Genomic DNA, 15,275 nt, shown 5'->3' with positions numbered 1-15,275 from the left:
ATCGCGATGGATGAAGGTTTGCGTTTTGCAATTCGGGAAGGTGGCCGTACTGTTGGCGCCGGTGTTGTCGCTAAAATTATCGAGTAATAAGGTAAATTTTATGGCATGTACCATGAGGGTTCATGCCAAATAATATAGGCCAGTAGCTCAATTGGCAGAGTGGCGGTCTCCAAAACCGCAGGTTGGGGGTTCGATTCCCTCCTGGCCTGCCAACAAACAAGTGAATATGAAAAGTTCGAACGAAACTCAAAGTAATACTAAAGATGTACTCTCTTGGGTGGCTATAGTTTTTATAACTTTAGCGGCCTTTTTTTGCACTTATTATTACACTTTATCAGGCCCTATAGAGTCTATAATATGGCTTGTATGGTTTTTACTGGCTATATTTTTGGCTTACCTAACATCTGCAGGTAAAAAAGTGTTTCACTTTGCTCAAGAATCAAAAGTTGAGCTTTTAAAGGTCGTCTGGCCTACACGTCAAGAAACAGTACAAACAACAACAATCGTTATTGTCATGGTTGCATTAACCGGATTTATACTCTGGGGAGTGGATTCAATAATGATGTGGACAATCGCAAAAATAACGCATTTAGGGTGATTTCGGTGGAAGAGCAAAAATCGAAACAATGGTATGTTGTGCATGCCTATTCTGGCTATGAAAATTTTGTTATGCGTGAAATTATATCACGCGCAAAGCACCATAATTTAGAAGATAAAATTGGCGAAGTTGTCGTACCCTCAGAAGAAGTTGTTGAGATGCGTTCAGGCCAAAAGCGCAAGAGTACACGAAAATTTTTCCCAGGCTATGTATTAGTAAACATGGTTATGGATGATCAAACTTGGCATATGATACGAGCGATACCAAGAGTTTTAGGATTCATTGGTGGAACAAGTCAAACTCCTACACCTATCACAGACAAAGAAGCTCGCGCAATTATGCAGCGAGTAGAGGATGGAGTGACTAAACCAAGACCCAAGATTCTATTTGAACCTGGAGAGGTTGTACGAGTAAAAGAAGGCCCATTTGTTGACTTCAATGGCGTTGTTGAAGAAGTTAATTATGAGAAAAGCAGATTGAGAGTGGCCGTTCTAATTTTTGGACGCTCAACTCCAGTAGAACTTGAATTTAGTCAAGTAGAGAAGACTTAGTTCGCTAAGGTGTTCTGATTAAATCACTTTATAAATAAAGATAATAATTTAATCGTGAACTGTTTTATGTTAGGGGAGCTAGAACTTGAGCAATTATCAAGAGTAGCGTTTAACCCGTAAGGAGTAATCATGGCAAAAAAAGTAGAAGCTTACATCAAGTTACAAATTCCAGCAGGTAAAGCAAATCCAAGTCCACCTGTAGGACCTGCATTAGGTCAAAGAGGTGTTAACATTATGGAATTTTGTAAAGCCTTCAATGCAGCAACACAACAGATGGAACAAGGTTTACCTACTCCTGTTGTAATAACTGTTTATAGTGATCGCAGTTTTACTTTCGTTACTAAAACACCTCCGGCTTCAGTTCTCTTGAAAAAAGCAGCAGGTATTCAAAGCGGAAGTGGCACACCCAACACGAAAAAAGTGGCCACACTTAACGTCAAGCAACTCGAAGAAATTGCAAAACTTAAGGAACCTGATTTAACAGCAGCGAGTCTAGCAGCAGCAGTTAGATGTATTGCAGGTACAGCACGCAGTATGGGTATTGACGTTGAAGGTTTAGAATAGGGGGTTGCCATGGCAAAAGTATCTAAGAAACAAAAAAAGATTTTAGAGGTAGTTAAAGCTGGTCACTTGTATAGTGCAAGTGAAGCAATAAACATTTTAAAGCAATTTGCATCAGCTAAGTTTCGTGAAAGCTTAGACATTAGTGTTAACCTGGGTGTTGATCCTCGAAAATCAGATCAAGTAGTGCGTTCATCAACTAACTTACCTAAAGGTACAGGAAAAGTTGTCCGTGTTGCTGTTTTTGCACAAGGTGATAATGCAACCAAAGCAAAAGATGCAGGTGCAGATATAGTTGGGTTTGATGATCTCGCTGAAAAAATTAAAGGTGGAGCGATGGATTTTGATGTTGTAATCGCAACTCCAGATGCAATGCGAATTGTTGGTCAGCTCGGTCAAGTATTGGGTCCAAGAGGCTTAATGCCAAATCCAAAAGTTGGAACCGTTACTACAAATGTTGAAGCTGCAGTAAAAGATGCAAAGTCAGGACAAGTACGTTACAGAACTGATAAAAATGGTATTATTCATTGTACTGTTGGAAAAGTTGATTTCGCAGCCGAAGATATTATTGAGAACATCGTCGCCTTAATAAATGACCTGAAAAAGGCAAAGCCTTCTTCATCAAAAGGGCAATACTTAAAGAAAATTTCTTTATCCACGACAATGGGACCTGGATTATCTATTGATATTTCATCAATACCTGTGTAACATATCCACCCATTTTAAGAATTCACGGCATAGATTTGGTTCCATGCCGTCGAAGACCGCAGGTGCAATCGCTTAATTTCCTGCGCAGACGGTGAACCGGCTCCAATTTACAGAGACGGCCACCATAACTGACAAATCCTCGTGATTTGTAACAATTAGGAGGTCAGTAACGTGACATTAAATTTAGCTGCAAAAAAAGCTGTTGTTGAAGAAGTGACTGCGGTCGCCTCAAAGGCTATTTCGGCAGTAGTTGCTGATTATCGAGGTTTAACTGTTAATCAAATGACGCATTTACGTAGTGAAGCACGTAAGTCAGGTGTTTATCTTCGTGTTGTAAGAAATACTTTAACAAGAAGAGCATTTAAGAACACTGAATTTGAGTGCTTAAACGACTTGCTGGTAGGGCCGTTGTTTGTTGCTTTGTCATTAGAAGCTCCTAGTGATGCAGCAAGACTACTGAAAGAATTCTCAAAGACATTTGAAAAACTTGAAGTTAAAGCATTATCAGTTGGAGGCAAAGTTTATTCAGCAGATCAAATTGATGCTGTTGCAAGCTTACCAACACGCGATGAGGCTATAGCCAAGTTAATGTATGTGATGAAAGCGCCAGTTGAAAAATTTGTCAGAACTCTTGCTGAGCCACATGCTAAATTAGTAAGAACCTTAGCAGCAGTAAAAGATAAAAAAGCAGGTTAAATCTCTTTAAATCAATAAATTAATTTTAAATCAGGAGCTAGTAATGGCTGTGTCAAAAAATGATATTTTAGAAACCATAGCAAACATGTCTGTTATGGAAGTAGTTGAACTAATCGAAGCAATGGAAGAGAAATTTAATGTTTCTGCTGCCGCTGCTGCTGTTGCTGTTGCTGCGCCTGCCGCTTCTGCTGCAGCTGTTGAAGAGCAAACTGAGTTTACGGTTGTTATGACAAGCTTTGGTGCAAACAAAGTAAACGTTATTAAAGCAGTTCGTGGAATAACTGGTCTTGGCTTAAAAGAAGCTAAAGATTTAGTAGAAGGTGCTCCTTCAACAATTAAAGAAGCTGTATCTAAAGATGAAGCTGCTAATATCAAGAAAGAACTTGAAGAAGCTGGTGCTTCAGTAGAAGTTAAATAATAAAGTTATATCAAAGAGATAGGAACCCAGCCATGTTTTCATGGCTGGGTTTACGTGTTTGAAGTCATCAATAATTTACAGAGGATACACCATGGCCGTTGCAGAAGCTAAACCTCAATATTCGCATGCTGAGAAAAAACGATTTCGCAAAAGCTTTGGTAAGCAGGCCGATAAAATGGCGATACCAAATCTGCTTGAAATTCAATTAAAATCTTATAGGGATTTTCTTCAGGCCAATAGCAAAGCAAATGAACACTTTAATACAGGATTACATGCTGCATTTTCTTCTGTGTTCCCAATTGATAGTTTTTCTGGTAATGCAAGACTTGAATATGTTGGCTATAAGCTTGGCGAACCAGCATTTGATGTGCGCGAATGCAAATTAAGAGGGTTAACTTATTCTGCACCATTAAGGGTTAAAATAAGACTTGTTATTCTTGATAAAGATGCAAGCGAAGATCCTAAGCCAATCAAAGATATTAGAGAACAAGATGTATTTATGGGTGAAATCCCATTAATGACTGATGTTGGGACATTTGTCATAAACGGTACCGAAAGAGTAGTTGTTTCACAGTTACATCGTTCGCCAGGTGTTATCTTTGAACATGATAAAGGTAAAACACATTCATCTGGAAAATTACTCTATTCTGCACGAATTATTCCGTATAGAGGTTCATGGTTAGATTTTGAGTTCGATCCTAAGGATTGTGTTTATGTTCGAATTGATAGAAGACGTAAGCTACCTGTTAGTATTTTGCTACGAGCACTAGGATATGAAACAGAGGATATTCTTGGTGAGTTTTTTGAAATTACAAGTTGTCATCTAAAGAATGGAGAATACCATATTGATCTAATTCCTCAGCGCCTACGAGGTGAGATTGCATCATTTGATATTCTTGTACCAGGAACCGGTGAGCTTATTGTCGAACAAGGAAGAAGAATCACTGCGCGTCACATTAAACAAATGGAAAAGGCGCAGATGAAAGATTTAATTGTGCCTAGAGACTATTTGATAGGTAAAACGTTAGCAAAAAATATTATCGATACTTTAACTGGTGAGCTGGTTGCACAAGCAAATGACGAAGTCACTGATGATTTACTTGATGCAATGATCACTAGTGGTATTCATGAATTTAACATGATTTATACAAATGATTTAGATCATGGTTCTTATATTTCTGATACAGTAAAAATTGATCCTACTTCGAGCCAATTGGAAGCCCTCGTAGAGATATATCGTATGATGCGTCCTGGCGAACCTCCAACTAAAGAAGCTGCAGAAGCGTTGTTTAAGAACCTGTTTTTTGTAGAAGAACGATATGATCTATCGGCGGTTGGTAGAATGAAGTTTAATCGCCGTGTTGGTAGAAAAAATGATGATGGCCCAGGTACATTGACCAAAGAAGACATAATGGCGGTTATTAAGACACTAATAGACATTAGAAACGGTATTGGAATGGTTGATGATATCGATCATCTTGGTAACCGTAGAGTACGCAGTGTTGGTGAAATGACAGAAAACCAATTTAGGGTTGGTCTTGTTCGCGTTGAAAGAGCAGTTAAAGAGCGACTAAGTTTAGTTGAATCTGAAAACTTAATGCCACAAGATTTAATTAATGCAAAGCCTGTTTCTGCTGCAATTAAAGAGTTTTTTGGTTCAAGTCAGTTATCCCAATTTATGGATCAAGTAAATCCATTATCAGGTGTAACCCATAAGCGAAGAGTATCTGCTTTAGGCCCAGGCGGATTAACTCGTGAACGCGCTGGCTTTGAAGTCCGTGACGTACATACAACGCATTACGGTCGCGTATGTCCCATTGAAACTCCAGAAGGTCCAAACATTGGATTGATTAACTCCTTATCTGTTTACGCGAGAACAAATGATTATGGTTTTATTGAAACACCATGTAGAAAGGTAATTGATGGTCGTGTTACTGATGACATCGAATATTTATCAGCTATTGAAGAAGTTGACCAATATATTGCTCAATCAAGTGTGGCTCTTGATGAAGATGGAAATATTTTAGCGGATTTAGTTCCTTGTAGACATCAAAACGAATTTTCGTTGACAACACCAGATAAGATTAACTACATGGATATTTCGCCCAAACAAATTGTATCAGTAGCGGCCTCACTGATTCCCTTCTTAGAGCATGACGACGCAAACCGTGCTTTAATGGGATCAAACATGCAACGTCAAGCAGTTCCGACACTGCGTTCTGAAAAGCCATTGGTTGGTACTGGTATGGAACGCATAGTTGCTTCAGATTCAGGGGTTTCTGTAGTAGCAAAACGGGGTGGAATAATAGATTTAGTAGATGCTTCGCGTATCGTTGTGCGTGTGAATGACGATGAGACCACTGCTGGTGAAACAGGTGTTGATATCTATAATTTAACTAAATATTTTCGCTCAAACCAAGATACATGCATCAACCAACGCCCAATTGTAAAAACGGGTGATATGATTCAGAGAGGTGATGTTTTAGCTGATGGTCCTTGTACTGATATGGGTGAACTTGCATTAGGACAAAATTTATTGGTTGCCTTTATGCCTTGGAATGGATACAACTTCGAAGATTCTATTCTTATTTCCGAACGTGTTGTTCAAGATGATCGCTTCACAACGATCCATATAGAAGAGCTGACTTGTATTGCTCGTGATACCAAATTAGGGGCAGAAGAAATCACTGCAGATATACCTAATGTAGGCGAGTCAGCACTTTCAAGTTTAGATGAGTCTGGGGTTGTATATATTGGTGCTGAAGTTAATGCAGGAGATATATTAGTAGGAAAAGTAACACCTAAAGGTGAAACTCAGCTTACTCCTGAAGAAAAATTATTACGCGCTATCTTTGGCGAAAAGGCATCTGATGTTAAAGACTCTTCGCTAAGAGTTCCATCAGGTATGAATGGCACTGTAATTGATGTGCAAGTATTCACACGTGATGGATTAGAAAAAGATGCACGAGCAAAGAGCATTGAGGAAGAACATCTTGCTCGAGTACGTAAGGATCTTGTTGACGAGCGACGTATTCGTGAAGAAGATATTTATCATCGTGTATCAAACATTATTCTCGATAAAGTGGCTACAGGTGGTCCAGGAAATTTGAGACCAGGTTCAAAAGTGACACAAGAGTATTTGCAGAGCCTAACCAGGGACAAATGGTTTGATATTCGTTTAGAAAACGATGCAACAAGTCAACAATTAGAACAGCTTTCTAAGCAACTTGAAATGCTGACTAAGGAGATGGAAAAACGCTTTAATGATAGCAGAAAAAAAATTATTCAAGGCGATGATTTAGCTCCTGGCGTATTAAAGATTGTTAAAGTATATCTTGCTGTTAAACGAAGAATCCAACCTGGTGACAAAATGGCTGGTCGTCATGGTAATAAAGGGGTTATCTCAATTGTTGTTCCTGTAGAGGATATGCCTCATATGGAAGATGGTACAGCTGTAGATATCGTCTTAAATCCATTAGGCGTACCTTCTCGTATGAATATCGGACAGGTACTGGAAACACATCTTGGTTTGGCTGCTAAAGGATTAGGAAATAAAATTTCACAAATGTTGGATTTAAAACAAAGTTCAACTGAAATTCGAAGTTTTTTAAATAAAATATATAACCACGATGGCATACAAAGAGTAAATCTGGATTGTCTAAACGATGAAGAGTTGTATCGCTTAGCGGATAATTTGCGTGCTGGCGTACCAATGGCAACTCCTGTTTTTGATGGTGCTTCCGAAGCAGAAATCAAAAACATGCTGCAGCTGGCAGATCTATCATCTGATGGAAAAACTACTTTGTATGATGGGAGAACAGGTAATCAATTTGATAATCCAGTCACAGTTGGATACATGTATATGCTAAAACTAAACCATCTAGTTGATGATAAAATGCATGCTCGCTCAACAGGCTCATACAGTTTAGTAACACAACAACCACTTGGCGGTAAAGCTCAGTTTGGGGGACAACGCTTTGGAGAGATGGAAGTATGGGCGCTTGAAGCATACGGTGCAGCATATACATTACAGGAAATGTTGACAGTGAAATCAGATGACGTTGGAGGTAGAACAAAAATCTACAAGAATATAGTCGATGGCGACCATCGCATGGATCCAGGAATGCCTGAATCTTTCAACGTATTATTGAAAGAAATCCGTGCCTTGGGAATAGATATAGAACTCGAACACGATTAACTTTTCAGCGATACATACTGATTAACAAATTTTTGGAGGCATAGACTTGAGTACTCTAAACGACGACCCAATGAATGAACCAATGAGAAAAGCCCCTGTAATGAGTGACCTTTTGGGTATCCTCAAACAACAGGGACAAAGTGAAGAGTTTGATGCAATTAAAATCGCTTTGGCATCTCCTGAACTAATTCGTTCGTGGTCATACGGTGAAGTAAAGAAACCTGAAACTATTAATTATCGTACATTTAAACCAGAGCGAGATGGATTATTCTGTGCTAAAACTTTCGGCCCAGTAAAAGATTACGAATGCTTATGTGGTAAGTATAAACGACTGAAACATCGCGGCGTGATTTGTGAAAAATGTGGTGTTGAACTTGCATTAGCGAAGGTAAGACGCGAGCGTATGGGACATATTGAGCTTGCAAGTCCTGTAGCACATATCTGGTTCCTGAAGTCATTACCGTCTCGAATCGGTCTGCTTCTAGATATGACCTTAAGAGATATAGAGCGCGTTCTGTACTTTGAAGCATTTGTTGTTGTTGATCCAGGAATGACCGAACTTGAACGTGGCCAATTATTAAATGATGAGGCTTACCTGGATGCAATGGAACAATATGGTGATGAATTTGATGCACGTATGGGTGCAGAAGCGATTCGTGATTTACTTCGTCAAGTTGATTTGGAAGATGAAATCAAGAACTTGCGTGAAGAATTACCAACTACCAGTTCTGAAACAAAAATTAAAAAGATTACTAAGCGCTTAAAACTACTTGAAGCTTTTTATGATTCTGGTAACAAGCCAGAGTGGATGATTATGGATGTCTTACCTGTACTTCCACCAGATTTAAGACCATTAGTCCCACTAGATGGTGGACGTTTTGCTACTTCTGATCTTAATGACTTATATCGCCGTGTCATCAATCGAAACAATCGATTAAAACGTTTGTTGGATCTTAATGCTCCTGACATTATCGTGCGCAATGAAAAAAGAATGTTACAAGAATCAGTTGATGCTCTTTTGGATAATGGACGTCGTGGTCGTGCAATCACTGGCACTAATAAACGGCCTCTAAAATCACTAGCTGATATGATTAAAGGGAAGCAAGGTCGTTTTCGTCAGAATCTTTTAGGTAAGCGTGTTGATTATTCGGGGCGTTCAGTAATCGTAGTAGGTCCTACTTTAAAATTACACCAATGTGGATTACCTAAGAAAATGGCACTTGAGCTCTTTAAGCCATTTATTTTTAGTAAACTTGAGTTCAGAGGATTAGCTACAACGATTAAAGCCGCTAAGAAGATGGTTGAGCGCGAAGAGTCAGTTGTTTGGGATATCCTAGATGATGTCATTCGTGAACATCCTATTCTACTTAACAGAGCTCCTACACTACATCGTCTAGGTATTCAAGCGTTTGAACCAGTATTAATTGAAGGTAAAGCGATACAGCTTCATCCTCTAGTTTGTACGGCCTACAATGCGGACTTTGACGGTGACCAAATGGCCGTGCATGTACCGTTAACATTAGAGGCACAACTGGAAGCACGTTCATTAATGATGTCGACAAACAATATTCTGTCACCAGCAAGCGGGGAACCAATCATCGTTCCCAGCCAAGACGTTGTTCTAGGTTTGTATTACTTAACCCGAGAAAAGGTTAATGCTTTAGGTGAAGGCAAAATTTTTGTGAGTGCACAAGAAGCGCAGAATTTTTATGAAGCGAGTCATCTTGATATTCATGCAAAAATCAAGATTCGTATGCCTAAAGAAAATGAAGCGGGACATCATCTTGTTGAGACTACAGTTGGCCGAGCCATTCTTGCACAGATATTACCCAAAGGGATGTCTTTTGTACAAATAAATCGTACCATGACTAAAAAAGTAATTACTAAGGTTATTGATACGTGCTATAGAACATTTGGCTTGAAGGAAACTGTAATTTTTGCAGATAAGTTGATGTATACAGGATTTAAGTACGCAACACGTTCTGGTGCTTCTATTGGTATCGACGATATGGAAATACCTGACGATAAAGCAAGTATTATTGATCATGCGTATAATGAAGTTCGAGAAATTGAATCACAATTCCGCTCTGGTTTAGTAACTAACGGCGAGCGTTACAATAAGGTTATTGATATTTGGTCTCGTACTAACGAGTTAGTTGCTAAGTCAATGATGAGTAAGATTGCAACGGAACAAGTTACTAATGTTAAAGGTGAAGTCATAAGACAAGAGTCTTTTAACCCCATTTTTATGATGGCCGATTCAGGGGCGAGGGGTTCTGCTGCACAAATTAGACAGCTGGCTGGTATGCGGGGATTGATGGCAGCTCCAGATGGTTCAATTATTGAGACTCCTATTACTGCTAACTTCCGTGAAGGGTTGAACGTATTTCAATACTTTATTTCAACTCATGGTGCGCGCAAAGGTTTGGCTGATACAGCGTTGAAAACTGCCAACTCAGGTTATTTGACACGACGCCTTGTTGATGTGGCTCAAGATGTGGTTATTACAGAGGATGATTGCGGTGTTGATACTGGCGTTCTGATGCAACCATTGATTGAAGGTGGTGATATTGTTGAACCACTTCATGAGCGAGTATTGGGACGAGTAGTAGCTGCTGATGTATATATTCCTAATCAAAGTGAACCTGTTGTAACAGCGGGAACCTTATTGGATGAAGCATGGGTTGAAAAGTTAGAAAAACAAGGTGTGGACCAAATTTTAGTTCGTTCACCAATTACATGCCAAACTCGATTTGGATTATGTGCAAAGTGTTACGGACGTGATTTAGCCCGAGGACATCTTGTTAACACAGGAGAAGCTGTTGGAATTATTGCTGCTCAATCAATTGGTGAGCCTGGAACTCAGTTAACCATGCGTACATTCCACATCGGAGGAGCAGCTTCGAGAGCTACTGCGGCGAATAATATTCAAATTAAGACGAAAGGGGTTATTAGATTACATAATATTAAGACAGTAACTCATGAGAATAAGAACTTAGTTGCAGTATCACGTTCAGGTGAAGTAACAATTGTAGATGAATTTGGGCGCGAACGTGAGCGTTATAAAGTTCCTTACGGTGCTGTAATCACAGTCCAAGATAATTCAAATGTTGATGCTGGACAAATTATCGCTACATGGGATCCTCATACACACCCTGTTATTTCTGAAGTTGGTGGATACTTAAAATTTGTTGATTTAATTGATGGTATCACTATGAATCGACAAACTGATGAATTAACTGGTTTAAGTAATATTGTAGTGATTGATGCGAAACAAAGAAGTGCCGCAGGACGAGATTTAAGACCAATGGTAAAATTGGTAACTGAAACTGGCGAGGACATTTATCTTGCAGGAACTAATGTTCCAGCTCAATATTACCTTCCAGTAGATGCTATCGTAAACTTTGAAGATGGTGGTCATGTAGGAATCGGTGATGTTATTGCCCGTATTCCTCAAGAGCGCTCTAAAACACGCGATATCACTGGGGGTCTACCTAGGGTTGCCGATTTATTCGAAGCCCGTAAACCGAAAGATTCAGCCGTAATGGCGGAAGTTTCGGGAATGGTTAGTTTTGGTAAAGAAACAAAAGGTAAACGAAGACTAATTATCAACGTTTCAGAAGACCAATGTCATGAAGAACTCATTCCTAAATGGCGTCATATCTCTGTTTTCGAAGGAGAGCATGTTGAACGTGGGGAAATTATTGCCGAAGGAGCACTTAATCCTCATGATATATTACGTTTACTTGGCGTAGGTGCATTAGCAAATTATATTGTAAATGAAGTACAGGATGTATATCGATTGCAAGGTGTTAAGATTAATGACAAACATATTGAAGTAATTGTAAGACAGATGTTGCGTAAACGAGTTATAACTTTTGCTGGGGATTCAAAATTCTTGGTAGGAGAGCAAATCGAAGAAAGCGTCCTACTGCAAGAAAATGACAGACTTATTGCAGAAGGAAAACAAGTCGCTAGAGGAATACCTATTTTATTAGGTATTACGAAGGCTTCCCTGGCTACTGAATCATTTATATCAGCTGCTTCATTCCAAGAGACTACAAGAGTTCTAACGGAAGCTGCTGTAAGTGGTAAAATAGATGATTTACGTGGTTTAAAGGAAAATGTGATGGTTGGACGTCTGATCCCTGCAGGAACAGGCTACGCCTATCATCAAGGTCGTAAAATAAAGAGAGCTAAGGCTGCAGCCGGTGAGTACCCTGTACATACTGTAACTGCAAGTGATGTTGAGCATGCGTTGAGTGAAGCACTTAACGCAGATAATCAAGAACACTAGTTCGGATTGAAAACGGCAGATTAAAACTTGACAAATCTGCCGTAGCTATATAGAATCCGGCCTCCTTATGTATTCGAAATAATCAAAAGAGACAGATCGGAGTTAAGTATAAATGGCTACTATTAATCAGTTAGTAAGAAAGCCTCGTGTGGACGTAAAGAAGAAAAGTAACGTGCCTGCACTGGAATCATGTCCACAACGACGTGGAGTATGTACGCGTGTTTACACTACTACACCCAAAAAACCTAACTCAGCTATGCGTAAGGTTGCTCGTGTGCGTTTAACCAATGGATTTGAAGTAACATCCTATATTGGTGGTGAAGGCCATAACCTCCAGGAACACTCTGTAGTTCTTATAAGAGGTGGTCGTGTTAAAGATTTACCTGGTGTGCGTTATCACACTGTTCGAGGTAGCTTAGATACATCAGGTGTTAACGATCGTAAACAAGGTCGTTCAAAATATGGTACTAAGAAGCCAAAAGATAAAAAATAACTGATTGTAGGAAATAAGAAATGCCTAGAAGAAGAGAAGTTCCCAAAAGAGAAATTTTGCCAGATCCAAAACATCACAGTGAACTGTTAGCAAAGTTTATTAACGTACTTATGGTTAGCGGCAAAAAGTCTGTTGCTGAAAAAATAATCTATGGCGCCTTATCTGTTATGGAAGAGCGTGTCAAAAAGATGAAAAAAACAGATGACGAGAGCGGTGAATCTGGTAGTGCAAGTGGTTCTGCTACGGTTCTTCGTTACTTTGAAGATGCTTTAAATAATGTTCGACCAAGTGTAGAAGTTCGTTCGCGTCGAGTAGGTGGTGCTACATATCAAGTGCCAGTTGAAGTTAGAAATGATCGAAGTATTGCTTTAGGCATGCGATGGATTGTTCAGGCTGCACGTACTCGCGGTGAAAAAGGTATGATGTTGCGCTTAGCTGGGGAACTGCTGGATGCTTATGAAAGTAAAGGTTCTGCAGTGAAGAAACGTGAAGATACCCATAAGATGGCAAAAGCTAACCAGGCATTTGCACATTTTAGATGGAACTAAAAGAGAGGTAGTCCGTGTCTACTCCATTAAAACTATATAGAAACATAGGCATTGCAGCGCACGTTGATGCAGGAAAAACAACAACAACAGAGCGCGTACTGTATTATACTGGTATGTCTCATAAGATTGGTGAAGTTCATGACGGTGCTGCAACAATGGACTGGATGGTTCAGGAGCAGGAACGCGGTATTACTATTACCTCAGCAGCAACAACATGCTACTGGTCGGGTATGGATAAGCAATTCGAACGCCATCGTATTAATATTATCGATACACCGGGACACGTAGACTTCATGATTGAAGTTGAGCGTTCTTTGCGTGTGCTTGATGGTGCTGTTGTGGTATTCGATTCAGTAGCTGGTGTGGAGCCTCAATCGGAAACGGTATGGCGACAAGCGAATAAATATGGTGTTCCACGAATCGTATTTGTTAACAAGATGGATAGAATGGGTGCAAACTTCCTTAGGGTAGTTGGCCAAATCAAACAAAGACTCGGCTCAAACCCTGTGGTTGTTCAGCTGCCAATTGGTGCAGAAGAAGAATTTAAGGGAGTTATTGATCTCATCAAAATGAAGGCAATTCATTGGGATGAAGAAAATAAAGGTATGACTTTTGAATATAAAGATATACCTGCTGATCTGAAAGAAGAATGTGAAAAATATAGAGCGATGCTTATAGAGGCTGCTGCAGAAGCCACTGAAGAATTAATGGAAAAATATCTTGAAGGCGAAGAGCTTTCTGAAGAAGAAATTAAAAAGGCACTACGCCAATTAACCATTAGTAATGCAGTTGTTCCTGTTTTCTGTGGTTCCGCCTTCAAAAATAAAGGTGTACAAGCTGTATTGGATGGTGTTATTGAATATTTACCCTCACCGACTGATATACCAGACGTTCAAGGTATTGATGAACATGGTGATGAAGCTTCTCGTAAAACAAGTTATGATACGCCATTCTCAGCTTTAGCTTTTAAAATTGCTACAGACCCATTTGTTGGAACGCTGACTTATTTTAGAGCATATTCAGGTGTTCTAAAAAGTGGTGATACTGTCTACAATTCAGTTAAAGGCAAAAAAGAGCGTATTGGTCGTTTATTACAAATGCATGCTAATTCACGTGAAGAAATTAAAGAAGTTAAAGCAGGTGATATTGCTGCCGCAGTTGGTTTAAAGTCAGTGACTACAGGGGATACATTGTGTGACACTGAACATGTAGTGATATTAGAAAGAATGGACTTCCCAGATCCAGTTATTGCTGTTGCTGTTGAGCCCAGGACAAAAGCTGATCAAGAGAAAATGGGAATTGCACTTGGAAAACTCGCTCAAGAAGATCCTTCTTTCCGCGTTCATACTGATGAAGAGTCAGGACAAACCATTATTGAAGGTATGGGTGAACTTCATTTAGAAATTATTGTGGACCGTATGAAGCGGGAGTTTAATGTAGAAGCCAATGTTGGTAAACCTCAGGTTGCTTATCGTGAAACACTGAAGCAACCAATAGAACAAGAAGGTAAATTCATTCGACAATCAGGTGGTCGTGGTCAATATGGTCACGTCTGGTTGAAGATTGAACCCCAAGAGCCTGGTAAAGGCTATGAATTCGTCAACGCAATTGTAGGTGGTGTTATTCCCAAAGAATATATACCTGCAGTTGACAAAGGAATTCAAGAGCAAATGCAAAATGGTGTTATCGCTGGATATCCAGTTGTGGACGTTAAAGTTACATTATTTGACGGTTCATTCCACGAAGTGGATTCTAGTGAAATGGCATTTAAAATTGCTGGTTCTCAATGCTTCAAGCAAGGTGCATTACGAGCTAAACCAGTATTACTTGAACCAATAATGAGTGTCGAAGTTGTAACCCCAGAGGATTATATGGGTGATGTTATGGGTGACCTTAACAGACGACGTGGCTTGGTTCAGGGAATGGAAGACTCACCAGCAGGCAAAATTGTTAGAGCAGAAGTTCCACTCGCAGAGATGTTTGGTTACTCGACCGATTTACGTTCTGCTACTCAAGGAAGAGCAACTTATACTATGGAATTTTCTAAGTATGCGGAAGCACCAACTAACATTGCTGAAGCAATTATTAAGAAACAATAAAAAGTTAACGAGGTTATTGAAATGGCGAAGGAAAAATTTGAACGTAAAAAGCCACATGTGAATGTGGGGACGATCGGTCACGTAGACCACGGTAAGACCACATTAACA

Annotated in this window: 13 protein-coding genes and 1 tRNA gene; all 14 read left to right on the top strand. The window is 39.5% G+C overall.

Translation table 11 applies throughout. From position 1 onward, the window contains the following. On the top strand, positions 1-87 hold an 87-nt coding region (locus Lsan_RS21405), incomplete at its 5' end, for an EF-Tu C-terminal domain-related protein (RefSeq protein ID WP_080443364.1). A 49-nt stretch (positions 88-136) separates the two neighbouring features. Then, a tRNA-Trp gene (locus Lsan_RS04305) sits at positions 137-212 on the top strand. Between the two features lie 14 nt (positions 213-226). Beyond that, positions 227-598 (top strand): preprotein translocase subunit SecE, encoded by a 372-nt coding sequence (gene secE / locus Lsan_RS04300; RefSeq protein WP_058513285.1) that lies wholly within the window; start codon positions 227-229, stop codon positions 596-598. 5 nt (positions 599-603) lie between these two features. Beyond that, on the top strand, positions 604-1,149 hold the full coding sequence (nusG, locus tag Lsan_RS04295) for a transcription termination/antitermination protein NusG (protein ID WP_004450489.1): 546 nt from the start codon (positions 604-606) through the stop codon (positions 1,147-1,149). 129 nt (positions 1,150-1,278) lie between these two features. Further along, a complete protein-coding gene (rplK, locus tag Lsan_RS04290) occupies positions 1,279-1,713 on the top strand; it encodes a 50S ribosomal protein L11 (protein ID WP_004450488.1) in 435 nt (144 codons plus the stop codon). A 9-nt stretch (positions 1,714-1,722) separates the two neighbouring features. Continuing rightward, positions 1,723-2,418 carry a 50S ribosomal protein L1 gene (gene rplA / locus Lsan_RS04285; protein ID WP_058513283.1) on the top strand — a complete coding sequence of 232 codons (696 nt, stop codon included), beginning with the start codon at positions 1,723-1,725 and terminating at the stop codon, positions 2,416-2,418. A gap of 171 nt (positions 2,419-2,589) precedes the next feature. After that, entirely contained in the window at positions 2,590-3,114 is a 525-nt protein-coding gene (gene rplJ / locus Lsan_RS04280; protein WP_004450485.1) for a 50S ribosomal protein L10, read from the top strand. Between the two features lie 43 nt (positions 3,115-3,157). After that, positions 3,158-3,532: a 50S ribosomal protein L7/L12 gene (gene rplL / locus Lsan_RS04275; protein ID WP_058513282.1), complete on the top strand. Its 375-nt coding sequence runs from the start codon at positions 3,158-3,160 to the stop codon at positions 3,530-3,532. 91 nt (positions 3,533-3,623) lie between these two features. Then, complete coding sequence (gene rpoB, locus Lsan_RS04270; protein ID WP_058513281.1) at positions 3,624-7,730, top strand: DNA-directed RNA polymerase subunit beta; 4,107 nt, start codon at positions 3,624-3,626, stop codon at positions 7,728-7,730. A 100-nt stretch (positions 7,731-7,830) separates the two neighbouring features. Further along, the gene (rpoC, locus tag Lsan_RS04265; RefSeq protein ID WP_058513284.1) at positions 7,831-12,027 is read left to right on the top strand and encodes a DNA-directed RNA polymerase subunit beta'; all 4,197 of its coding nucleotides are present in this window, start codon (positions 7,831-7,833) and stop codon (positions 12,025-12,027) included. Between the two features lie 112 nt (positions 12,028-12,139). Further along, positions 12,140-12,520: a 30S ribosomal protein S12 gene (gene rpsL / locus Lsan_RS04260; protein WP_004450478.1), complete on the top strand. Its 381-nt coding sequence runs from the start codon at positions 12,140-12,142 to the stop codon at positions 12,518-12,520. 20 nt (positions 12,521-12,540) lie between these two features. Next, the gene (gene rpsG / locus Lsan_RS04255) at positions 12,541-13,068 is read left to right on the top strand and encodes a 30S ribosomal protein S7 (RefSeq protein WP_004450467.1); all 528 of its coding nucleotides are present in this window, start codon (positions 12,541-12,543) and stop codon (positions 13,066-13,068) included. Between the two features lie 14 nt (positions 13,069-13,082). Next, positions 13,083-15,167, top strand: a complete 2,085-nt coding sequence (fusA, locus tag Lsan_RS04250) for an elongation factor G (protein WP_058513280.1) — start codon at positions 13,083-13,085, stop codon at positions 15,165-15,167. A gap of 21 nt (positions 15,168-15,188) precedes the next feature. Continuing rightward, on the top strand, positions 15,189-15,275 hold an 87-nt coding region (locus Lsan_RS21400; protein WP_080443257.1), incomplete at its 3' end, for a GTP-binding protein.

Origin of the sequence: Legionella santicrucis (genome assembly GCF_001468135.1) — a bacterium.
Classification (GTDB): Bacteria; Pseudomonadota; Gammaproteobacteria; order Legionellales; family Legionellaceae; genus Legionella; species Legionella santicrucis.
Note: the sequence above shows the minus strand (reverse complement) of the source record. Positions and strands in the feature narration are given on the sequence as shown.

What these genes read in the sequence shown, in the direction of transcription:
- secE (WP_058513285.1), top strand. Translation starts at nt 227, where the DNA reads ATGAAAAGTTCGAACGAAACTCAAAGTAATACTAAAGATGTACTCTCT.
- rplK (WP_004450488.1), top strand. Translation starts at nt 1,279, where the DNA reads ATGGCAAAAAAAGTAGAAGCTTACATCAAGTTACAAATTCCAGCAGGT.
- rplA (WP_058513283.1), top strand. Translation starts at nt 1,723, where the DNA reads ATGGCAAAAGTATCTAAGAAACAAAAAAAGATTTTAGAGGTAGTTAAA.
- rplL (WP_058513282.1), top strand. Translation starts at nt 3,158, where the DNA reads ATGGCTGTGTCAAAAAATGATATTTTAGAAACCATAGCAAACATGTCT.
- rpoB (WP_058513281.1), top strand. Translation starts at nt 3,624, where the DNA reads ATGGCCGTTGCAGAAGCTAAACCTCAATATTCGCATGCTGAGAAAAAA.
- rpoC (WP_058513284.1), top strand. Translation starts at nt 7,831, where the DNA reads ATGAGTGACCTTTTGGGTATCCTCAAACAACAGGGACAAAGTGAAGAG.
- rpsL (WP_004450478.1), top strand. Translation starts at nt 12,140, where the DNA reads ATGGCTACTATTAATCAGTTAGTAAGAAAGCCTCGTGTGGACGTAAAG.
- rpsG (WP_004450467.1), top strand. Translation starts at nt 12,541, where the DNA reads ATGCCTAGAAGAAGAGAAGTTCCCAAAAGAGAAATTTTGCCAGATCCA.